22 protein-coding genes are annotated in these 20,910 nt (G+C 62.2%); 2 read left to right on the forward strand and 20 right to left on the reverse strand.

All coding sequences use genetic code 11. The annotated features are described in order from the left end of the window. The first annotated feature begins 303 nt into the window (after positions 1 to 303). Positions 304 to 1,524, forward strand: coding sequence for an aminotransferase-like domain-containing protein (locus B0D78_RS11110; RefSeq protein ID WP_078017019.1), 1,221 nt, complete (start codon positions 304 to 306; stop codon positions 1,522 to 1,524). A 232-nt stretch (positions 1,525 to 1,756) separates the two neighbouring features. Here B0D78_RS11110 and dnaB read toward each other — a convergent pair whose 3' ends face one another. From dnaB to B0D78_RS11215, 20 genes are all read right to left on the reverse strand, one after another. Next, the gene (gene dnaB, locus B0D78_RS11115; protein ID WP_078017020.1) at positions 1,757 to 3,103 is read right to left on the reverse strand and encodes a replicative DNA helicase; all 1,347 of its coding nucleotides are present in this window, start codon (positions 3,101 to 3,103) and stop codon (positions 1,757 to 1,759) included. A 4-nt stretch (positions 3,104 to 3,107) separates the two neighbouring features. Next, positions 3,108 to 3,557: a 50S ribosomal protein L9 gene (gene rplI / locus B0D78_RS11120; protein WP_078017021.1), complete on the reverse strand. Its 450-nt coding sequence runs from the start codon at positions 3,555 to 3,557 to the stop codon at positions 3,108 to 3,110. Continuing rightward, entirely contained in the window at positions 3,554 to 4,501 is a 948-nt protein-coding gene (locus B0D78_RS11125) for a YybS family protein (RefSeq protein ID WP_168170119.1), read from the reverse strand. Before B0D78_RS11125 ends, rplI begins: the two co-directional genes overlap by 4 nt. A 113-nt stretch (positions 4,502 to 4,614) precedes the next feature. Next, entirely contained in the window at positions 4,615 to 4,860 is a 246-nt protein-coding gene (gene rpsR, locus B0D78_RS11130) for a 30S ribosomal protein S18 (RefSeq protein WP_078017023.1), read from the reverse strand. 88 nt (positions 4,861 to 4,948) lie between these two features. Beyond that, on the reverse strand, positions 4,949 to 5,524 hold the full coding sequence (locus B0D78_RS11135) for a single-stranded DNA-binding protein (RefSeq protein ID WP_078017024.1): 576 nt from the start codon (positions 5,522 to 5,524) through the stop codon (positions 4,949 to 4,951). A 14-nt stretch (positions 5,525 to 5,538) separates the two neighbouring features. Further along, the gene (gene rpsF, locus B0D78_RS11140; protein WP_078017025.1) at positions 5,539 to 5,826 is read right to left on the reverse strand and encodes a 30S ribosomal protein S6; all 288 of its coding nucleotides are present in this window, start codon (positions 5,824 to 5,826) and stop codon (positions 5,539 to 5,541) included. Positions 5,827 to 6,021: 195 nt separating this feature from the next. Beyond that, positions 6,022 to 6,513 (reverse strand): hypothetical protein, encoded by a 492-nt coding sequence (locus tag B0D78_RS11145; protein ID WP_078017026.1) that lies wholly within the window; start codon positions 6,511 to 6,513, stop codon positions 6,022 to 6,024. Positions 6,514 to 6,526: 13 nt separating this feature from the next. After that, positions 6,527 to 7,402 (reverse strand): DUF3100 domain-containing protein, encoded by an 876-nt coding sequence (locus tag B0D78_RS11150; RefSeq protein ID WP_240496169.1) that lies wholly within the window; start codon positions 7,400 to 7,402, stop codon positions 6,527 to 6,529. Between the two features lie 42 nt (positions 7,403 to 7,444). Next, entirely contained in the window at positions 7,445 to 8,764 is a 1,320-nt protein-coding gene (locus B0D78_RS11155; protein ID WP_078017028.1) for an amidohydrolase, read from the reverse strand. Between the two features lie 371 nt (positions 8,765 to 9,135). Then, on the reverse strand, positions 9,136 to 9,444 hold the full coding sequence (locus B0D78_RS11165; protein WP_078017030.1) for a hypothetical protein: 309 nt from the start codon (positions 9,442 to 9,444) through the stop codon (positions 9,136 to 9,138). 2 nt (positions 9,445 to 9,446) lie between these two features. Then, positions 9,447 to 11,126 (reverse strand): arginine--tRNA ligase, encoded by a 1,680-nt coding sequence (argS, locus tag B0D78_RS11170; protein WP_078017031.1) that lies wholly within the window; start codon positions 11,124 to 11,126, stop codon positions 9,447 to 9,449. 32 nt (positions 11,127 to 11,158) lie between these two features. Beyond that, the gene (locus tag B0D78_RS11175; protein WP_078017032.1) at positions 11,159 to 12,976 is read right to left on the reverse strand and encodes a hypothetical protein; all 1,818 of its coding nucleotides are present in this window, start codon (positions 12,974 to 12,976) and stop codon (positions 11,159 to 11,161) included. Between the two features lie 9 nt (positions 12,977 to 12,985). Continuing rightward, on the reverse strand, positions 12,986 to 15,775 hold the full coding sequence (gene secA, locus B0D78_RS11180) for a preprotein translocase subunit SecA (RefSeq protein ID WP_078017033.1): 2,790 nt from the start codon (positions 15,773 to 15,775) through the stop codon (positions 12,986 to 12,988). Between the two features lie 93 nt (positions 15,776 to 15,868). Further along, on the reverse strand, positions 15,869 to 16,441 hold the full coding sequence (pgsA, locus tag B0D78_RS11185) for a CDP-diacylglycerol--glycerol-3-phosphate 3-phosphatidyltransferase (protein WP_078017034.1): 573 nt from the start codon (positions 16,439 to 16,441) through the stop codon (positions 15,869 to 15,871). A gap of 115 nt (positions 16,442 to 16,556) precedes the next feature. After that, positions 16,557 to 17,066: a transcriptional regulator NrdR gene (gene nrdR, locus B0D78_RS11190; protein ID WP_078017035.1), complete on the reverse strand. Its 510-nt coding sequence runs from the start codon at positions 17,064 to 17,066 to the stop codon at positions 16,557 to 16,559. Positions 17,067 to 17,172: 106 nt separating this feature from the next. Beyond that, positions 17,173 to 17,628, reverse strand: a complete 456-nt coding sequence (locus tag B0D78_RS11195; RefSeq protein WP_078017036.1) for a GatB/YqeY domain-containing protein — start codon at positions 17,626 to 17,628, stop codon at positions 17,173 to 17,175. A 6-nt stretch (positions 17,629 to 17,634) separates the two neighbouring features. Then, positions 17,635 to 17,814: a 30S ribosomal protein S21 gene (rpsU, locus tag B0D78_RS11200; RefSeq protein ID WP_009165205.1), complete on the reverse strand. Its 180-nt coding sequence runs from the start codon at positions 17,812 to 17,814 to the stop codon at positions 17,635 to 17,637. Between the two features lie 38 nt (positions 17,815 to 17,852). Further along, positions 17,853 to 18,161, reverse strand: a complete 309-nt coding sequence (locus B0D78_RS11205) for a histidine triad nucleotide-binding protein (protein ID WP_446737333.1) — start codon at positions 18,159 to 18,161, stop codon at positions 17,853 to 17,855. Between the two features lie 112 nt (positions 18,162 to 18,273). After that, entirely contained in the window at positions 18,274 to 19,584 is a 1,311-nt protein-coding gene (locus tag B0D78_RS11210; protein WP_078017038.1) for a MiaB/RimO family radical SAM methylthiotransferase, read from the reverse strand. After that, complete coding sequence (locus B0D78_RS11215; RefSeq protein ID WP_078017039.1) at positions 19,565 to 20,434, reverse strand: 50S ribosomal protein L11 methyltransferase; 870 nt, start codon at positions 20,432 to 20,434, stop codon at positions 19,565 to 19,567. The genes B0D78_RS11210 and B0D78_RS11215 overlap by 20 nt, the downstream gene beginning before the upstream one ends. A gap of 200 nt (positions 20,435 to 20,634) precedes the next feature. Here B0D78_RS11215 and B0D78_RS11220 point away from each other — a divergent pair. Beyond that, the coding region (locus B0D78_RS11220) for a helix-turn-helix domain-containing protein (RefSeq protein ID WP_143521727.1) at positions 20,635 to 20,910 on the forward strand (276 nt) is incomplete at its 3' end.

A 20,910-nucleotide genomic window follows, 5' to 3' on the forward strand; every position in this document is an offset into this window, starting at 1 on the left:
AAAAACAGAAAACTTCATGAAAAACATCGGATCTCCGCCCGGCCCGCGCCGCGGAATTTCCCAGAGGTTTGTCGCGCGATATTTCAGTGAGGAAACATGATGGACCGCCCCCGCCGCCGTCCGCAGGGCGCAGGCGCCTTTTCGAAGGACCTGCGGCAAACGTCGATCCCCGATGGCCGTCGGTTTATCGGGGATCGCATTTTTCGCATTTATTCTTTCCCGCGCCTTTATGGCCGGCTCCGCTGAAAAGCGCTATAATCGGTATCAGTATGAAAATTCTTGCGATCCAGGGAGGTTTTTCCCGTGACGTTCGACGTGAAAAAGCAGTTCAGCAAGGCCGCGCTCGGCATCCGTCCCTCGCCGATCCGCGAAATGTTCCGGCTGATCCGCCGGCCCGGCATGATCAGTTTCGCCGGCGGCATGCCCGCGCCGGAAGCTTTCCCCGTGGAGGAGTTTTACGCCGGCGCGTCGATCCTGCGCGACGAAGGGCGCGACATCCTCCAGTACGGCGCCACCGAAGGCTATCCGCCGCTGCTGGACTTTCTCCGCGCCTGGATGGCGCCCCGCCTCGGGCGCGCCGTTTCGCGCGACGAGATCCTCGTCACTGCGGGCAGCTCGCAGGTCTGCGATCTGCTGATCCGCGCCACCGTCGACCGCGGCGATTACGTCGTCACCGAGGAGCCGACGTTCCTCGGCAACTCGCTGAACATGTACAATCAGGGGGCGAAGTTCATCACCGTGCCCTGCGACGGCGACGGCATGATGGTCGATCTGCTCCCGGAAAAACTGGACCGGGTCCTCGCCGCCGGGGGCAAGGTGCGTTTCGTTTACACGATCCCCAACTTCCACAATCCTTCGGGCGCGACGCTCTCGCTCGCACGCCGCCGCAGGCTCGTGGAGATCGCCCGCCGCTACGGTCTGATCATCATGGAGGACGACCCGTACGGCAGCGTGCGCTTCGAGGGCGAAGACCTGCCGACGCTCTACTCGCTCGACGGCGAGGGCTGCGTGCTGTACGCCGGCTCGTTCTCCAAGATCCTCGCGCCGGGCACGCGCGTGGGCTGGTGCGTCGGTCCGGCCGAGCTGATCCGCACGCTGGCGGTCTTCAAACAGGGAGCGGACACGAGCACCAGCATCGTGGCGCAGGCGCTGGTCTTCAAGTACTGCGCTTCGGGAGCGCTCGAGGCCAATCTGCCCGGGATCGTCGGCCACTACCGCCGCAAGCGCGACCTCATGGAAGCGGCGCTGCGCAGGCATCTGCCCCCGGGCGAAGCGGAATGGGTCACGCCGCACGGCGGCTTCTTCTACTGGATTACGACGCCGCGCATTGACGCCAGCGAACTGTTCGAAAGGGCGATCGCGCGCAACGTGGCTTTCGTCGTCGGCGGGCCGTTCTTCCCCAACGGCGGCGGCGAGCACAGTTTCAGAATGTGCTTCACTTTCGCCACGCCCGCGCAGATGGACGCCGGCGTCAAAGCCCTCGGCGAAGCGATGCGCGAGCTGCTGCCCGCAGCGTCGCGCTGAACGAACAACAACGAAAAACGCCTTTTCCACATCCGTGCGGTGGAAAAGGCGTTTTTCGTCATGAATACTATTTCTCAATTAAAATGCCGAATACAGAGGCGCTGCGGAGGAGATTCACAAAGCGAGCTGCGCAGACCGCGTAGCGGTCGAAATAGTCCTGAGCGACTGAACTCCTCCGCAGCGCCCGGGAAACTATGTTAATACTTTCTATCAAGAATTAGTACAAAATATTTCAGCGGCCGTAGGCCATGTCTTCGAAGCGCGTGTACTCGCGCAGGAAGACGAGCCTCACCTTGTCGGTGGGGCCGTTGCGGTTCTTGGCGATGTCGAGCGAAGCCGAGTTGTCGCTGCGGCCTTCCGGGTCTTTGGCGTAATAGCTCTCGCGGTACAGCAGCGCGACGAGGTCGGCGTCCTGTTCGATGGCGCCGGAATCGCGCAGGTCGGAGAGCTGCGGCGTCTTTTCGTTGCGGCTCTCGACGGCGCGCGACAGCTGCGACAGGGCGATGACGGGGACTTCCAGCTCGCGGGCGATGGCTTTGAGCCCGCGGGAGATCTCGGCCACTTCGTTCTGCTTGCTGTCCATGGCGCGGCTGGCGCTCATGAGCTGCAGGTAATCGACGACGATCAGCCCCAGTTCGCCGTGCTTGGCTTTGAAGCGGCGGGCCCGGGCTTTCAGTTCGATCGTGGAGAGGATGGAGCTGTCGTCGATGTACAGCGGCGCTTCGATGAGGATCGAGGCGGCGTCCTGAAGATCTTTCCAGTCGCCGCGCGCGAAGGAGCCGTTGACCAGTTCCTGCAGGTTCATGCGCGCTTCGGCGCCGAGCAGACGCAGGGCCAGCTGCTCGGCCCCCATCTCCAGGCTGAAGACGAGCACGGGCAGCTGGGCTTTGACGGCGACGTTGCGCGCGATGTTCATGGCCAGGGCCGTCTTTCCCATCGAGGGGCGGGCGGCGATGATGTTCAACGCGCCGCGCTGCAGGCCGCTGGTGAGACGGTCGATGCCGATGAAGCCGCTGGTGATGCCGGTGATGCCGGTGTCCTCGCGGTTGAAGGCTTCTTCGATCTTGTTGAAGGTGGAAGGCATGACGTCGCGCAGGCTTTTGAAGTTGGCCTCGTTGCGCTGGCGCGAAACTTCGAAGACGAAGCGCTCGGCGTCCTCGAGCAGTTCGCTGAGGTCCTTGCTCTCGTCGTAGCCCATGCGCACGATGGCGTTGCCGGCGCTGATGAGGCGGCGGTGGATGGCTTTGTCGCGCACGATGCGGGCGTGGTAGGCGGCGTTGGCCGCCGTGGGCACGCTGTCGATGACGGCGGCGAGGAACGCCTGCCCGCCCAGTTTCTCCAGCAGGCCGCGGTTCTGCAGCTCGGCGCTGAGCGTGAGCATGTCCACGGGACGGCTGGTCTTGACCATGTCCGCGATCACGTTGAAGACGTCGCGGTAGTTCAGGTCGTAAAAATCCTCCGGCGACAGGAACTCGGTGACGTCGACCAGCGCCTCGCGGTCGAGCAGGCAGGCGCCGAGGACCGCCCGTTCGGCGTCGAGATTGCTCGGCGGCAGGCGGTCGAAGATCTCGTCAGGCACGACGCTACTGCTGCCCTTCCACGGACAGCGTCATGGCGCACTCGACGCCCGGATAGAGCTTCAGCGTCAGCGCATAAGCCCCCAGCGCCTTGACGGCGCCGTCGATCTTGACGTTTTTCTTGTCGAGCTTCACGCCGTACTGAGCTTCCAAAGCTTCGGCGACCTGCGCGGCGGTGACGCTGCCGAACAGGCGTCCGCCCTCGCCGGCGCCGACGCTCATTTTGACGACCTTGCCGGCGATCTTCGATTTCACGGCTTCGGCTTCGGCGGTGAGCCTCGAGTCGCGGCGCTCGGCCGCGGCGGTCTTGTCCTTGAGGATGTTGACGTTCTGCGCGGTGCCCTCCACGGCGAGGCCGCGCGGGAACAGGAAATTGCGGGCATAGCCGTCGGAAACTTCGACGACGGCGTCCTTTTTGCCGAGCTTGCGCACATCTTCCTTGAGAATGACTTTCATGAACGATCGCCTCCAAAACGATATCTTATATTCCAGCACATGTCGATAATCCCCGCGAAAGTCGCGAGCTGCGACAGGAACGGGACGACCGCAAGCGTCACGAGTACGACGTTGCGGACGATGCGGGGCAGGCCGCGGCGGTCCATGTACCACGCCGCCAGGGACATGCCCTGAATCAGGAACAGCGTGCGCACGAGCAGATCGAGATTGAGCCCGACGCGGATGAGAAAGCCCGCCTGCGCCGGATAGCTCGCGCCGGCCCACGTGCACAGCAGCCCGACGAGGAAAGCCCACATCAGGCTGGAGGGGAAACGCCAGCGGCTGAAGGGCGGCAGCTTGGGCAGTTCGACGCGGTCGAGACGCCCGAGCACGTGCCCGGTGATCCAGTAGCAGGCGGCGCTGTCGATCACGGCCACGAGGATGAGAACGGCGGGGACGATCAGCGGCATGATCTTCATGGTCGCTTCGAGCTGCGCTCTGACGGCGGCCGACAGTTCGGCGCCGACGGGCAGCTTCAGCATCATGTCCATCATCTGCTGGGCGCCGCTCATGTCGAGGTTCATCGGGTTGAGCCCGGTGACGTAAAAGAGGAGGACGGCCATGATCAGCTTGCAGCCCAGCGAGACGAGCGAGCTCCAGCCCAGGATCTCGACGGCGGACCGCTTCAGCTCGATGATGCGCCCCATGCTCAGCCCCATCAGGGCGAAGCCGAGCGCGTAGGACAGCGCGGCGATCGGGCCGCCCCAAAGCAGCACCAGCGCGGAGCCGACGATCAGCGACGCAAAACCGAGCCGCAGGTCGTGGCGCATTTCCAGGATCACCAGGGGGACCGGGCTGAGCAAAGCCAGGAGCAGCCCCAGAACGGGGATGTCCGCCCCAACGTACAGAATGACCGACAGCCCCGTGAGGAGCGCCGATTCCACCAGGCCGCGCGCCTGTGTCATGTCCATTTTCCCCCTTCTATGATGGCAGGCTGAACGGAGCAGCCGCGTTTTTCACGGATTGTGTAAAAAAAGAGAGAGGAAGACAAGCATCCTCTCTCTGTGCGTGCGTATGATTACTCGGCGGTATAGGGCAGAAGGGCCATGAAACGAGCGCGCTTCACGGCGACCGTCAGCTGACGCTGATGCTTGGCGCAGTTGCCCGTGACGCGGCGGGGAATGATCTTGCCGCGCTCGCTGACGTACTTCTTCAGGCGCTCCACATCCTTGTAATCCACCTCGTCGAGCTTGTCAACGCAGAAAAAGCAAACCTTCGGACGGCGCTTGCCGCCTCTCTTTCTCATCGGACCGGAAAAGGGCATCGGGAAAAACCTCCTTCGCAAAAAAACAAACCAGGGGCGCGCCCCCGTTCAATGCTCCGCAGCGCCCGCGGCGCGCGGAGCGCGGACTTTAAAAGGGAATGTCGGCTTCGTCCTCGGGCGGCGCAACGCTGGCCGCGCCCGAATCGAGCTCGGAGATATCCATGGGGAAACTGTCGTTGGCGCCGAAGCCGCCGTCGTTTTGCGACGGCGCGGCATCGCGGTAACTTCTCGGCGCGCTGCCGCGGGCCGACTGATAGGAACCGCCGCCCTGGCTCTGGAAAGAACCGCCGCCGTCCTGCCCTCCGTAAGGCGCAGATCCGCCGCTGTCGTCGCGGCGTCCGCCCACGAACTGGAAGTTGTCGGCCACGATCTCGGTGACGTAGCGTTTCTCGCCGGTCTTCGCCTCGTAGGAACGCACGTTGATGCGTCCCTCCACCAGGATGCCGCCGCCCTTTTTCAGGTAGCGTTCGCAGACTTCGGCACCTTTGCCCCAGACGACGACGGGGATAAAGCAGACTTCCTCGCGCATTTCGCCGTTCTGGTCTTTCCAGCTGCGGTTGACGGCCACGGAAAACGACGCCACGGCGCGCTGCGTGGCGGTGTAACGGATCTCCGGATCGCGGGCCACGTTGCCCATGATAATAGCTCTGTTATACCCTCGCATCGGAAGACACCTGCCTACTTTCCGTCCGCCGCGACGTTGAGATGACGAACGATAAGCGGACGCAGGCTGAGAACGCGGTTAAGCTCCTTGAGCTGATCGGGGTCGATCTTGAACTCGACGACGACGTAAATGCCCTCGGTCAGCTTCTTGATCTCGTAAGCGAGACGCCGCTTGCCCCAAACGTCGGTCTTCGCGACCTCGCCGCCGAGTTTGACGACGAGCTCCTCGATAGCCTTGACTTCCACGCTGTGGTCCTCGACGGTGGGATCGATGATCACCATCATTTCGTATGAACGTACCACGCGCAACACCTCCTCCCTCTGGACTGTCGGCCCCTCATGGGGCAGGGAACTACAACTAGCGATTATACATTACTTGCTCACGCCGCGCAAGCGGATCTTTTTCGTCTCCGCGGGTGGGCGGGCGGCGGCCGCTCCGTCGCAAAAGTCCGCCGCCTGAGATTTTCTCGGACGGCGGACTTTTTCAGAATGTCATTTTTAAAACACGCCGGTCCATTTCATGACCAGCTGAGCGATGACCGCGGAACCGACGAACGTGCCCACCAGGGCGATGAGCGTGGTCAGGACGATGGCGATGCCCTGTTCCTTAAAAGTCTTCAGATCCTTGCCGGCGGCGATGCCGGAATAGGCCAAGATCGGCGTGCACAGCGGCAGCAGATAGATTTTGCCGACCGCCCTGTTGACGAAATCGGCGCAGGGGAGCAGCCCCGGCCACGTCACCAGGATCCCGATGAACGTGATGTACAGGACTGCGGGAAACTTCACGCGCGGGGCGGCGGCCTTCATGCCCTGATAGATCAGCTGCGCCAGCACGATGATGCCCAGGAAGATCAGCAGTCCGGGAGCGGCTTCGAGCGGCCTGACCACTCTGGCGGGATCGTTCAGCCTCAGCGTGTAGACATAGTTGCAGAACGCCGCCACGACGCCGGATACGATCCAGCCTTTCGTAAGCATCCACATTCTGGTCATGACGATCGCCTCCTCAGCTTTCCTCGATGTCTTCCGCTTCGATCTTTGCTTCCGCTTCGCCAAGGTCAGGCAGAGGCTGCGCGGGGATTCCCATGCCGCGGATCCCGGCGCACTTTTCGTACAGCCAGTTCGTCATGGGCAGCGTCAGAAGCAGATTCATCAGCATGCCGTCGGCGTTCGTCAGCGCCTGGGAAGTGTAGGCGTACGTCTGGATGTCCCTGGCCATCTCGGGAAACTCGATTTGCAGGGCGCCAAGCGAGGCGGACATCATCGAAGCGGAACCGACGCCGCAGGCGGCTCCCAGCGCGTACGGATGGAACAGGCCGGAACGGGCGCAGAGAGAAGCCATCAGTCCGAAGAAAATCGTGCCCAGCACGGTGCCGGTCACATAACCGCCCATGACGCCGATCCCCTCGTCGCTGTCCAGGCCGTACAGCTCGCCGATAATGGCGATGGTGCCTTCGCGCGACGTGGAGACGGTGCAGCCGATGGCGGCCCGGTTCATCTTGAACAGAAAGACGGCGACCGGCACGCCGAGAATCGCCGTGCCCATGTTGCCGAACTCCTGAAGGATCAAAGCCAGCGCCGTGCCGCCGAGTTTGCCTTCCGTATAAATTTTATAAAGCCCGGGAGCGATGCCGGAAGCGACCTTCGCCGTCAGGAACATGACCGAGATCGTGGTATAGGCCGAGGCCTGCTTCATCGTTTCCAGCGAAAGGAGCTTCCACGCTCCCATGACGATGCCGATGGCCATGGCGTACAGCATCGGGAACAGGCTGAAACCGACCGCCGGCGTGATCTGGAACTTTCTTACGCCGAGAGCCTCGGCGGCCAGCGCAATGACGACGCACAGCGCATGCACTTTCCAATCCTTGAAAAAATCCCGCATTCTTTTCACCCCGTCACGTAAAATTTTGCCGCCCTCTCGCGCTCATTTCATGTTGACCCACGTGTCGATGTATTCCCGCTTGGTCATTTGAGGCTTGAAATCCGCCTTGATCTTCAGGCCGATCTGGGCGCCGTCGGCCAGCAGGTCGATCACCGTCATCGTCAGCGCCTTGGCGGCGACGATATACGCCAGATCCTTGTCGACGATATGGTAGTCCTTGCTGTGCGCCACCCCGGCCGCGCCGCCGATATAGGCGTGGACCACGGGCATCAGCGCCGCCACGTCGGCCGCGTCCGTGCTGCCGCCGCTGTGAGGCGTGGAACGTCCGACGGCGTCTTCCCCCAAGAGCTGAACAAGGTTAGCGTACATCACGTCCTGAAGCGCGCCGCACGGCTTCATCGGCAGGTAGCCCGGCACCTCGTCGATGATCGTTTCCGCCCCCACGGCGTCGCCGCCGGCTTTCAGCGCGCGGTTGACTTTTCGCGAAGCGTCCAGGATCGCCTCGACGGAGGCGCCGCGCACGTAAGTTTCGATGCGCACGTCCGCCGGAACGACGTTGACGGTGTCGCCGCCCTTGGTGACGATGGGATGGACGCGGATATGGTCCTCGTCGCGGAACGTCTCGCGCTGCGCGTCGATGGCGACGAGGCCGATCTTGGCCGCGTTGAGCGCGTTGACGCCGTTGTGGGGCGAGCCGCCGGCATGGGCCGCCTTGCCGGCGTAAAAGATTTCCTTGCTGACGAATCCGTTCGACGTGCCGCCGACGTTGGCCTTGACCGGCGTCTCCTGCTCGCCCTCGGTCGGCGTGGTGTGCTGCATGACCATCATGTCGACGTCGTCCATCAGGCCGCGGTAAATGAACTCCTGCTTGCCGCCGAACATTTTGATCTTGCCTTCGCGGCGCAGCCGGCCGCGGTAGCCCATCTCGATGAATTCCTCGGCGGGCACGGCCATCAGCGCCACGTCGCCGCTCAGCTCGTCCATGACGCGGCGGTCGTGCAGCGCGTAGGCCACGCCGGACAGCGCCGCGATCATGCAGTGATGGCCGCACATGTGCGCGGCCCCCGTGCGAGGATCGGCGAAGGGGCTGTCGGGCACGCCGAGCGCGTCCAGCTCGCCCATCACGGCAAGCTTCAGCTTCCTTTCCCTGCCGCGGACCTGGGCGATCACGCCCGTGATGCACTGTTCGTCGGCCGTCGGGTACCCCAGAGATTCGAAAACTCCTTTGATCTTCGCCGCCGTCTTGAACTCCTTCCAGCCCGTCTCCGGCTCGGCGAAAACGCTGTCGCCCAGCGCCGTGATTTGCTCGCGGTGTGCGTCGATGATCCCGCACGCCAGGTCTTTCAGTTCCTGCTTCGTCATGGAATTCAATCCCCTTTCCTCACGAGTTCAGTGAACGCGATCTTCCGCTGCGCGCACTTCAGCCGGACCGATTTTCGTTTCATCCCCTCTTGAACCATATATCATTGTGATCCCGTCGTCATGCGCAATAAATAAATCGCGTTGGGCCATATTATATCCACGAAAATATTTTTGTAAAGAGCTAATATTTTTTGATCGTCGATTTTTATATAATACTGATTTTCTACGCGTCTCCAGCGCTGCGGAAAGGGCGCGAAGCGATAGGGCTTTTAACGAAAACCGCGTATGATGAGGGCCCAAAAAAAATCCTGAACGTCTCTCGCACGTTCAGGATTTTTTTGGGCCCTTATGTCCGATCGCAAAGGGAAATTCTATTTTGATTCCGTCGCCGTTTTTTTATCGTCCGGGACTTCCCCTTCGATCTTATAAATCTCTTCGCCGCCGAAGGCCATGTTCAGCTTGTCCCGCGCGATCCAGGCCTGGCCTTCCTCGGTCTTGAAAAATTCCACGCGGTCGCGCAGGCGATTGAGCTTGTCCTGCGCCTGACGCAGCGCTTCGACCTTTTCTTCCATCAGTTCGTCCATGCGCCGCTGCCGGCGAAGTTCGTTGAGCGCCGACGTGACGAGCATCGCCGCCGCCATGACGACCATCGCCCAAAAGGCCACCCAGCGCAGTTTCATGGCTACATCTTTTCGGGCGCGCTGATGCCGAGCAGGCGCAAGGCGTTGGCGATCACCGTGCGGATGGCGGCGATCATAAGCAGATGACTGTCCCGAAGCGCGCCGGATTCCTCGAGGATGCGGCTGCCGTTGTTGTAATACGAATGAAAATCGCCCGCCAGCTCGTGAACGTAGGTGACGATGCGGTGGGGTTCGAGGTCGGCCGCGGCCCGAGCCACTTCGTCGGGGAACTGGGCCAGCTTGGTGAACAGGCGTTTTTCCTCGGGCGTGGCGATGGCGTCGGGATCGAAGGCCGAGACGGCGGGCACGGCGATCCCCCTCTCGGCGGCCTTCTGCAGGATGCTGCACAGGCGGGCGTGAGCGTACTGCACGTAATAGACGGGATTGTCCGCCGACTGGCTTTTAGCCAGTTCGAGATCGAAGTCGAGATGGCTGTCACTGCGGCGCATCAGGAAATAATAGCGCGCGGCGTCGACGCCGACTTCCCTCACCACTTCCTGCAGCTCCACGAACTGGCCGCTGCGCGTGGACATCTTCACCTGCTCGCCGTCGCGCAGCAGGTTGACGAACTGGATCAGCAGGATCGTGAACTTTTTCGGATCGTAGCCCAGCGCTTCGATGGCGGCCTTCATGCGCGGCACGTAACCGTGATGGTCGGCCCCCCACACGTCGACGACGCGCTCGAAGCCGCGGTCGAACTTCTCCTTGTGATAGGCGATGTCCGACGTGAAGTAGGTGGGCACTCCGTTGGAGCGCATCAGCACGCGGTCCTTGTCGTCGCCGTACTCCGTGCTGCGGAACCAGAGCGCCTCGTCCTGCTCGTAGAGGTGGCCTCGCTCCTTCAGCGTCCGCACGGCGGCCGGCACGAGATCGCGGTCGTACAGCGACTTCTCGGAGAAAAAGTTGTCGAACGTGACGCCGAACTCGCCCAGTTCGTCCTTGATCTGCTCGAGGATGCGCCCGGCCGCGTAAGTTTTGAAGAACGGCAGCGACGTTTCGAGCGGCTGGTCGAGGAACTCTTCGCCCCGGGCGTCGACCACTTCCTGAGCGATGTCGTAGATGTAGCGCCCTTTGTAGGACTCCTCGGGGAAAGGGAACTTCTCGGGATGGCCGAGCAGTTCGAAATAGCGCGACTGCGTGGAACGCCCGAGGATGTTCATCTGCAGGCCGGCGTCGTTGACGTAGTATTCCTTCTCCACGCTCCAGCCCGCGAAGGCGAGGATGTTGCCCGTCACGTCGCCGACCGCGGCGCCGCGGCCGTGACCGACGTGCAGCGGCCCGGTGGGATTGGCGCTGACGAACTCGACCTGCGCTTTCCGCCCTTTGCCGAGATCGACGCGCCCGTAATCGCCGCCGGCCGCCAGCACGTCGCGGACGATGTCGCCCATCCACAGATTCGACAGATAGAAATTGATGAAGCCGGGACCGGCCACTTCGACGCGGCGGATGTGCTTGTCCGAGCCGATGCGGCGCACGATGTCCCCGGCCAGGTCGCGCGGTTTGCAGCCCAGCAGCTTGCAGTTCTGCATGGCGGCGTTCGTCGCCCAGTCGCCGTGGTTCTCCTGCTTGGGGCGCTCGAAGTGGAGCTCGCCCAGCGAAGCGGGATCCTGCCCTTTTTCCTTTGCGATCGCTTCAAGGGCTCCCCAAACAAGAGCCTTCAGCGCACTCGTGTTCTCTGACATAATAATTTATACTCCCATCGTTTTATGCACTTTTACTTCGAGCGGCCGGCAGGCATCAAGGCCAGGCTGGTGGTTTTCCAGGTGCCCCACGTTTCGATCACGCGTTTGAAGCCGTCCAGATACGGCACGTCGACCCGCATAGAGGACTGGATCAGCTTTTCTTCGCCTTCAAGCTGATTCTTGCGCTGATTGATGCGGTACTGGCTCGCGTAGCTGCTGACCATGCTCCCCTGCTCCATTTTGAGCGGCGCGCCCATGGAACGGTAGCCCTTGGGAAGCTGCACGCGGTAGGACTGCTCCACCACGAAGGGATATTTCAGCACGGCGCTGCTGCCCACGTCAAGAAGACGCATCATCGGGCCGGGAGCGATCGAGGGCAGGCCGATCATCAGGCCCTGCTGCCCTTCGATGCCGGACCTTGCCCTCACGGGCAGAACCAGTTTGAAGCCCTGGCTGCCCAGCGGCGAGATGTCGAGGTCCCCATCGAGGTCGATCCAGCCTTCGAGGCCGGGGAACAGCGAATAGATCTGATCCTTGCGCCCGTCCGCCAGCGACTCGTACGTTTCGACCCAATTGTTGCGCACGCGGATATCGACCGTGCCGGAGACGATGCAGTCGGCGTCGACGTCAAGGTTCCAGGCGATGGAAAGGCGGTTTTTCTCCAGGCGGGTGCCGCCGACCGAATGGCGGCGAAGTTTCTTCGCGCCGGCGGCGTACAGCGTCTTGCCGCGCAGCGATACGGGCAGCTTGCCTGGCTCCCCCGGCTGTCCGGGCACGTAGTACCAGCTTTTTTTGGCGCCCGGCTCGCCGAGCAGAAACACCGGATGGGTCAGAGCCGGCGCGCAGGAGATGGATTCGCGGTCCTGCGGCAGGACGTGCTGGAACCAGACTTCGGCCTTCCAGCCCTGCTTCTGCAGCCAGGACGCCAGAAGGTACATGGACTCCCACGTGGTCCAAGGACCGCCGGCGGGGATCATCCGGGGACTGCGCCACGTGCCGCGCCCGGGAAGCCGGTCGGCGCTGCGCCAGAACTTCTCGATGCTTTTCAGAACGTCGTCGCGGGAACTGCCTTCGCCGACCACATACTTCGCGGGCAAATCGGGCCAGCGGCGCTCTTCCAGATCGTGCATCATGGCCACGGCCGTAGCGGGGCCGGTCGCCAGGCTGAAGACCACGTAAGGGTCGGAGCTTTCGAGCATGCCGCGCATGCCGCGGTTGGCCGGCTGTTTGAAGTAGAACCAGCCGTAGCGGCGGAACGTCTGGTCCACGTCGATCGTGGGAACCGCGTTGGTGCTCGACTCCCAGTCCAGCGCCTGTTCCTTGGCGATGCGGATCTGCACGCTGCCCTCCCACGTGGGATATTCGGAACCGAGCCAGGCGATGTCTTCCATCACGTTCGGCTCGGCGAAGATCTGGCGATAGCTGAGCACGAGCACGTAAACGTCGTCCATCTTCGGGAATTTGACGAGAAGCCGTCCGTGCTCGGCCAGTTCATCCCGGTCATAAGAAAGGTCGTGCAGAAGCTTCGCCGTGCCGGGATCGAAGATCGCCGCCTGTTCGAGTTCGATATGTCCGCCGTTGGGAGCGACGAGCTGGTCCTGAAGCCAGCCGAGGCGCGCGGTCGCTCCGCAGAGGATCACATAGGACGTGCTTTTGACGGCACGTCCCTGGGGATCCTGCGTGTAGAGCTGTTTCCGGCTCCAAATCACCGCGGGCTCGGCGCCCCGGTACTCCTCGAGCGTAGGACAATCCTGCACCATTTTGGCGATGTCCGCCGAAGTCAGGGGCAGCGCCAAAGACGCCGCCGGCAGGCAGAGCGCCAAAAACAACGCAAGAGCAAACTTTTTCATGACCGCCTCCTAGAGGTTTCTGCCGCAGCAGTTTTTGTACTTCTTGCCGCTGCCGCAGGGGCAGGGATCGTTGCGTCCGACTTTCTTGACGCGCACCGGTTGGGGGCGTTCGCCGCCCGTATTGTAGTTCGCAAAGTAGCTGCCGCGCGAGTTCTGCGGGTTGAAGCCCAGTTCCTCGGCCGCCGCCTTCGACGGCGCGGGGGCGGAGCCGCGGTGTTCCCTCATCGCGGCGGGCGCGGCGCGGCGCAGGCGGTCTTCGTCGGAGACGATGGCGACGCGGAAGAACAGCTGCGTGATCTGCTCGCGCACGTGGGCCATGGTCTCCTGAAAGAGGTTGAAGGACTCGAACTGATACTCCATGAGCGGGTCCTTCTGCCCGACGGCGCGCAGGCCGATGCCCTGGCGCAGCACGTCCATGCCGAGCAGATGCTCTTTCCAGGCGCCGTCGAGCACGTGCAGGGCGATGAAGCGGAACAGCCCTTCGGCCACGGCCGGCTCGAGCTTGTCGACCCGCTCGTCGAAGCGGGCGGAAACCTCTTCCTTCATCTTTTCGGCGGCGGGCATGACGTTGCGGCGGTCGTCGGCTCCGGCCAGCGCCTTCTCGATGCCCGGCCAGTAAATGCCGCGCAGCTTGTTGGCGGCGTAAACGGGATTGGCTTCCTTGTCCTCGGGGAAGGCCGCGTCGATGATGTCGTCAACGTTGCTGACGGCGATCTCCCGGGCGTGCTCGAGGATCTCCGGATCGCCGAGGATGGTCGAGCGCTCGGCGTAGACGGCCTCGCGCTGCTGATTCATGACGTTGTCGTAGAGCAGCAGCTGGCGGCGCACGTCATAGTGCATCATTTCCACTTTCTTCTGGGCGTTCTCGATGGCGCGGGTCAGCAGCGGATGCTCGATGGATTCGCCTTTCTCCATGCCGAGCTTGTCGAGCATGCCGCCGATGCGGTCCGAACCGAACAGCCGCAGCAAATCGTCCTCGAGGGACAGATAAAAGCGCGAGCTGCCGGGATCGCCCTGACGGCCGGCGCGGCCGCGCAGCTGATTGTCGATGCGGCGCGACTCGTGGCGCTCGGTGCCGAGGATGCAGAGGCCGCCCAGTTCGAGCACTTTTTCCTTTTCGGCGGCGCAGAGGACCTTCATCTGCTCGAGGATGGCCGCGCACTTCTCCGCGTCCTTGGCGGGATCGAGATTTTTGGCGCGGTACTCCTCGCGGGCGAGGAAATCGGGATTGCCGCCCAGCAGGATGTCGGTGCCGCGGCCGGCCATGTTGGTGGCGACGGTGACGGCGTTGAAGCGGCCGGCCTGAGCGACGATGGCCGATTCTTTCTCGTGGTAGCGGGCGTTCAGCACCTGATGGGGAATGCGGCGGGCGCGCAGCAGCCTGCTGACGTGCTCGGAAACCGCCACGGAAACGGTGCCGACCAGCACGGGGCGGCCGGCGGCGTGGATCTTCTCGATCTCTTCGACCACGGCCGCGAATTTCTCGTCCATGGTGCGGTAGACCTGATCCGGCCAGTCCTTGCGGATCACCGGTTTGTTGGTGGGGATGACGACGACGCCGAGATGATAGATGTCCTTGAACTCCTCGGCCTCGGTGGCGGCGGTTCCGGTCATGCCGGCCAGCTTCTTGTACATCCTGAAGTAGTTCTGGATCGTGATGGTGGCGAGAGTCTGGCTCTCCTTGCCGACTTTGACGTGTTCCTTGGCCTCGATGGCCTGGTGCAGTCCGTCCGAGAAACGGCGGCCGAACATCAGGCGGCCGCGGAACTCGTCGACGATGACGATCTCGCCGTCCTTGATGACGTAATGCACGTCTTTCTTGAACAGATAATGGGCCTTGAGCGCCTGATTGATCTTGTGGGCCATGTCGGCGTGCGCCATGTCGGAGAACAGGCCGGGCGTCTTGAGGAGCTGCTCGCACTTGGCGATGCCCTTCGAGGTGAGCACGACGGTCTTTTCCTTTTCGTCGACGACGAAATCGCCGTCCGGCTCGGGACGGTCCTTGTCGTCGAGCAGGAAGCTGTGCACTTCGATCTCGTTGGGGTCCTTGAACACGCCCTTGAGCTGCGTGGCGATCTGATCGGCCTTCATGTAGGCGCCGGTGTCGTCCTCGGAAGGGCCGGAGATGATCAGCGGCGTGCGGGCTTCGTCGATGAGGATGGAGTCCACTTCGTCGACGATGCAGTAGGAATGCCCGCGCTGCACCATCTCGTCGGCCTGGAGGACCATGTTGTCGCGCAGGTAGTCGAAGCCGAACTCGCTGTTCGTGCCGTAGGTGATGTCGGCCCGGTAGGCTTTTTTGCGCTCTTCGGGATCCATGAAGGCGTAGATCACGGCCACGCTCAGCCCCATGGCGGCGTACAGCGGCGCCATCCAGTTGGCGTCGCGGCGGGCCAGATAGTCGTTGACGGTGACCACGTGCACGCCCTCGCCCTTGTAGGCGTTGAGGATCACGGCGATCGGCGCGACCAGCGTCTTGCCTTCGCCGGTCTTCATCTCGGCGATGTTGGCGTCGTTCAGGGCCATGGCGCCGATCAGCTGCACGTCGAAGGGACGCAGCCCCAGCTTGCGCTTCGCTTCTTCGCGGGCCATCGCGAAAACTTCCGCCAGATGCCCGTCAAGCCCGGCGCCGTTCTGAATGTCGGCCTTGATCTCCAGGGCGCGGCCCAGGATCTGCTCGTCGCTCATGGCCTGGATCCTCGGCTCGAGCGCGTTGATCTCCTCGACCTTCCTGCGGTAGCGCTTCAGGGCGTTTTCGTTGGGATCGAGCCCCATGGCGCGTTTCAGTGATTCGAACATAAACCTTCCACCTCTCGTAAAAAAACCGGGTGACGCGAGTCCGGAATATATTTTTTCACAAAGGCCGCACGGGCGGCCTTGGCATTTACGAAATCAATCAGCGTCGGTGATCAGTTCCCAGCCGTTGGCCACGTAGACCACGCCCGACCAGACGGTGAGCACGATGCTGAAATACATCACATAGATCGCATAGGGAATCCTGAAGATCATCATCACGATGGCGACGATCTGAGAAACGGTCTTCAACTTGCCGAGCCGGGACGCGGCGATGACCTGCCCCTCGGCGGCGGCCACCATGCGCAGGCCGCTGACCATGAAATCGCGGGCGACGATGACCATCACCATCCAGCCGCTGAGGCGGTGCAGCTCCAGCAGCGCGATCAGGGCGGCCATGACCAGCACCTTGTCGCTGAGCGGGTCGATGAATTTGCCGAGATTGGTGATCAGCCCCTTCTTGCGCGCGATGTAGCCGTCGACGGTATCGGTCAGCGCCGCAATAATAAAGACCAGACCGGCCAGCAGGTCGCTGTAGGTCAGGTCAAGGCCGTAAGCGCTGAGAAAAGGAATGCCCCGGCCGATGCGCGTGTACAGCAGCAGAACCATCACGAACGGAGCCAAAAAAATGCGCGACAGGCTCAAGAGATTGGGAACGTTCAGAGAACGCATAGCAGGACTCTCTCTCCTTTTCGCCGCAGGAAAAGCCGCGGCGATGTTTTTGTCGGTGTAACCGGTTCATTATCTCACATAAAGACCGATCTGTGCGCATCGAGCACGGAAGATTTCACTTCTTCGGGGCGTTCTTCTCCTCTTTCTTTTCGCCGGCTGCTTCCGGCTGCCCGGCGCGGGAGACCAGTTTGGCGATTTCCCGCTGAAAGCTGGAAAGGTCGGTGAACTCGCGATACACCGAAGCGAAGCGCACGTAAGCCACTTTGTTGATCTCGGCCAGCTCTTTCATGACCAGTTCGCCGATCGCCATGCTGGAAACTTCGTCGCCGCTTTCGCGCAGGCGCGCTTCGATACGGGCGGCCACGTCCTCGATGGTGTCGAGGGAAACGGGAAGGCGCTCGCAGGCGCGGCTGATGCCGCGGACCAGCTTGCTGCGGTCGAAGGCCTCGCGGCGCCCGTCTTTCTTGGAGATCCACAGCACTTTTCGCTCTTCCACGCGCTCGTAGGTCGTGAAGCGGAACCCGCAGGCCGTGCACTCGCGGCGGCGGCGGATCGTGCGTCCCTCTTCGGCGGTGCGCGTTTCCATCACGCGAGTCTCCATGGAACCACACTGAGGGCATCTCATCGATTCTGACAACTCCTTTCCTTCGATCAATCGATCAAGAACGAGTATCAATGCCTTCAAAAAAAACGGATCCGGAGGAAAACTCCAGACCCGTTTCACGCAATACTCAACCTTGCAGGACGCGCATCACAACGTCCTTGACAAGCGCGCCGTCAGCCTGGCCTTTCAGCCGGGGCATGACAGCCTTCATCACTCTGCCCATGTCCTTGGGCGCAGCAGCGCCGATCTCGGCGGCCGTTTCGCGCACGAGCGTCTCCACTTCTTCGGCGCTGAGCTGGGCGGGAAGGTAGGCGTCAAGAACTTCGATCTCGGCGAGCTCGCTTTCGGCGCGGTCGCCCGCGCCCGCCGCCTTGTACTGCTCCGCCGCTTCCCGGCGCTGCTTCACCAGACGGCCGACGAGGGAAATCACGTCGTCGTCGGTCAGTTCGTAGCTGACGCCCTTGTCGGCCTGAAACTTCTGAAGCTCGGCCTTGAGCATGCGGAACACGGAAAGCTCGAGCTCCCGGTGCTCTTTCATGGCCGTCTTCAGATCGGCGGAAACCCGATCGGTCAAAGTGCTCACGGCTGCTTACCCCCTGACTTTTCTGCGAGAGAGTTCCTGGCGCTTGCGCTTTCTCGCCTCGCTGGGTTTCTCGTAGTGTTCTTTCTTCCGGGCCTCGCGAAGGACTCCCGCTTTGGAGACGTCTCTCTTAAAACGACGAAGGACGTCTTCGATCGATTCGTTGTCTTTTCTAACGACTGTCGTCAAAACAATTCCCTCCTTTCTGTTCCACCTGCATCAAACTTTTAACCCGGGGGCCATTGGAGCCCTCGCCCCGCTAGTAAATGGATATGAAGGTGGGGGACTGTCTGACCAGCAGATTCGCCGCAGTTGACGACGAGCCGGTATCCGCCGGACACGCCGAGCTTCGCCGCCGTCGCCTTGACGGCCGGCATCAGCCGGCTCCAGAGGGCGGGATCCTGCACCTCGTCGGCAGAACCGACATGCTCCTTCGGCACGATCAGCACGTGAACGGGCGCCTGCGGCCTGATGTCGCGAAAAGCCAAGGCATTCTCGTCCTCGTACACGATCTCCGCGGGAAGCCGCTTCTGCACGATCGCGCAAAATGGACAGGATTCCATCGTCGTCACCTCGCATAGCGATTATTTTATCACTCTTGAACTGCTTCCGACAATAGGCAATTATCGACAGCCGGTCTTTTTCTTCCTAACGGCCCCAAAGAACCCCGTTTTTGCTCGATATCACCGTCATTTTCCGCAGTTCGTCATAAATACTTTCCCTCTCGGGACGGAATTCAAAATAGCCGCGCGTATATCCCTGCGCATGGCCGCGCTGTCTCCCTTCGAAAAGCACTTCCACTGCGCGCCCGATCCAGCGCCGCGCCTCCGCGGCCAAACATTCCCGTCCCGCTTTTTTCAGGCGTTCGGCGCGGGCGAGCGCGATCTCCGCCGGGATCTGTCCGGGCATGGCCGCCGCCGGCGTGCCGGGGCGCGGCGAATAACGGAAGCCGTGCACGCGGCCGACGCGCGCCGCCTCAAGCAGCGCCAGCGTGTTTTCGAAGGCCGTCTCGCTCTCGCCGGGGAACGCGCACATCACGTCGGTGGAGATGTGCAGGTCGCTTCCCAGCGCCTCGCGAAGACGCTCGACCAGCTTCAGATAATCCGCGGCCGTGTGCCCGCGCCCCATGCGGCGCAGGATCTCGTCGTCGCCGGACTGCACGGGCAGATGAAGATGGCGGCAGAACCGCGGCGACTGCGCCAGCGCCTCGAGCAGATCGTCGCCGATGGAAAACGGCTCCAGAGAACCGAAACGCAGGCGCTTTATTCCCTCGATTTTGTCAAGTTCGCGGATCAGGGCCGCAAAGGATTCGCCGCTGTCGCGGCCGAAAAGCCCCAGATGCACGCCCGTCAGGATCAGCTCGAACTGCCCGGCCGCCGCGCAGCGGCGCGCTTCGGCAAGAATGTCGGCTGCGGACCGACTGACCGAGGGCCCGCGCAGGACGGGGACGATGCAGTACGTGCAGCGGTGGTCGCAGCCGTCCTGCACCTTCACGAACGCGCGCCCGAAATAGGGGGAGCGTTCCAGTTCCAGCGCGTCCCACTTCCGCCCCATCTCGCCCCGCACGGCTTCAAAGGGGCGCTTATGCCCCGCCAGCCATTGCGCGACGCGGCCGGGCAGTTCGCTCTTGAGGCGGTTGCCGATCAGCAGATCGACGCCCATCGCCGCGGCTTTTTTCTCGCCGACGCCCTGCGCCCAGCAGCCGCACACGGCGACGCAGACGTTTTTTCCCGCGCGGCGGCAGCGGTTGATCAGCTGGCGGCTCTTGCGGTCGGCCGCGCCTGTCACCGAACAGGTCACGATCACGGCCGCGTCGTACGGCGGCTCGTCCACGATCAGCGCGCCGCGGCGCTGAAACGCCGAGGCCAGCGCTTCCGCCTCGGCGAGGTTCGTGCGGCAACCCAGCGCCTGAACGGTGACGCGACGCCCCCGCAGCGGCTCAGAGCCTGGCGACGGCAAGACCGCACCAGTCGTCCAGCCGCACTTCGTCGACGAGGCGCAAGCCGTTTTCCGCAAGCTTTTCCTTGAACTTCTCGCCCTCTTCGACGACCAGCCCCGAGAAGATCGCCCGCCCGCCGGGGTTGAGCGCGCCCGCCACGTCGGGCAGCATGGCCAGGTTCGGCTCGTAAAGGATGTTGGCCAGCAGCAGGTCGACTTTATGTTCAAAGCCCTTGAGCAGATCGCCAACGGCGATGTCGAGTTTCTCCTCGGCGATGCCGTTCAGTTCCAGAGTGTTGCGCACCGCCTCGTGCACGACGGACGGATCGAGGTCGCGGGCGTAGGCGCGCTCCGCTCCCATCTTCAGCGCCGCGATGGAAAGGATCGCCGTGCCGCAGCCGATGTCGGCCACCACGTCGCCCGGCTTCAGCCAGCGCTCCATCAGCGTCAGCACCGCCTGCGTGCTCTGATGGTAGCCCGTGCCGAACGCCGAGCCGGGATAGATGAAGATGGGCAGACGGCCGGGATCTTCCTTGCCGGCGTGCCACGGCGCCATGACGACCAGCTTCTCGCCCACGTTCAGCGGCGGGAAGGCATCCATCCACTCCGTGTTCCAGGCGCGGTTCTCCACCCGCCCCATGTCCTTGATCTCGATCTCGCGCCACGGTTCCAGGTACGGCTGCAGCATCTTCAGCCATTCGCCCAGATCCTGATTGGCGCGGTAATAAACCTGCAGGTCGACGGCGTCGCCCTCGTTCGTCACCGTCGAGCCGAGGCAGCCCGTGCTCTCCGCCGCCGAGCTGAGCACGTCTTCCAGCCCCGCCGGCCCGCGCAGCGTGATGTACCACCAGAAGTTGTCGTTGTGTTCCATTCTCCCGCCTCCTGCCCTGAAAAAATCCCCTAAAACATTATAACAAAAACACCGTCAAAGGACAGCAGTTACTCTTGCAAGACGACAAAATACGAGTCCACAAAAAAAGGATGAAATTCTTCAAGGTAAATGCAACCCAACATCCGGTACCCCGTTGCATTAAATCTGAATTAAAAGAAGCTTGCATTTAGTCTGAATTGATGAAAGACCTTTCTTACGAGACAACAGATCTCGGAAAGGAGTTCATCATCATGAACAAACATTTGACTCTGGCTGAAAGAAAAGCCATTGAAAGCGCCCTCAACCGGCGAGAATCTCTCAGAAGTATTGCCTCAACAGTTCTGAAGTCGCCGAGTACGATCTCCAGAGAGATCAGAAAACATGCAGAGACTGTCTTCAAAGGCTGTTATGGCCGGACAGCAAACTGCTGCCTTCACCGGTATGACTGCTCCGTTACTTCCCTTTGTAACACCTCT

The sequence above is a fragment of the Pyramidobacter sp. C12-8 genome (assembly GCF_002007215.1).
In the GTDB taxonomy this organism is placed as follows: domain Bacteria; phylum Synergistota; class Synergistia; order Synergistales; family Dethiosulfovibrionaceae; genus Pyramidobacter.

Excerpts from the sequence above, each read along its gene's own strand:
- rplI (WP_078017021.1), bottom strand. The coding sequence starts at position 3,557 with ATGAAAGTCATTCTCAAGGAAGATGTGCGCAAGCTCGGCAAAAAGGAC.
- B0D78_RS11125 (WP_168170119.1), bottom strand. The coding sequence starts at position 4,501 with ATGACACAGGCGCGCGGCCTGGTGGAATCGGCGCTCCTCACGGGGCTG.
- rpsR (WP_078017023.1), bottom strand. The coding sequence starts at position 4,860 with ATGCCCTTTTCCGGTCCGATGAGAAAGAGAGGCGGCAAGCGCCGTCCG.
- B0D78_RS11135 (WP_078017024.1), bottom strand. The coding sequence starts at position 5,524 with ATGCGAGGGTATAACAGAGCTATTATCATGGGCAACGTGGCCCGCGAT.
- B0D78_RS11145 (WP_078017026.1), bottom strand. The coding sequence starts at position 6,513 with ATGACCAGAATGTGGATGCTTACGAAAGGCTGGATCGTATCCGGCGTC.
- B0D78_RS11150 (WP_240496169.1), bottom strand. The coding sequence starts at position 7,402 with ATGCGGGATTTTTTCAAGGATTGGAAAGTGCATGCGCTGTGCGTCGTC.
- B0D78_RS11155 (WP_078017028.1), bottom strand. The coding sequence starts at position 8,764 with ATGACGAAGCAGGAACTGAAAGACCTGGCGTGCGGGATCATCGACGCA.
- B0D78_RS11165 (WP_078017030.1), bottom strand. The coding sequence starts at position 9,444 with ATGAAACTGCGCTGGGTGGCCTTTTGGGCGATGGTCGTCATGGCGGCG.
- argS (WP_078017031.1), bottom strand. The coding sequence starts at position 11,126 with ATGTCAGAGAACACGAGTGCGCTGAAGGCTCTTGTTTGGGGAGCCCTT.
- B0D78_RS11175 (WP_078017032.1), bottom strand. The coding sequence starts at position 12,976 with ATGAAAAAGTTTGCTCTTGCGTTGTTTTTGGCGCTCTGCCTGCCGGCG.
- secA (WP_078017033.1), bottom strand. The coding sequence starts at position 15,775 with ATGTTCGAATCACTGAAACGCGCCATGGGGCTCGATCCCAACGAAAAC.
- pgsA (WP_078017034.1), bottom strand. The coding sequence starts at position 16,441 with ATGCGTTCTCTGAACGTTCCCAATCTCTTGAGCCTGTCGCGCATTTTT.
- nrdR (WP_078017035.1), bottom strand. The coding sequence starts at position 17,066 with ATGAGATGCCCTCAGTGTGGTTCCATGGAGACTCGCGTGATGGAAACG.
- B0D78_RS11215 (WP_078017039.1), bottom strand. The coding sequence starts at position 20,434 with ATGGAACACAACGACAACTTCTGGTGGTACATCACGCTGCGCGGGCCG.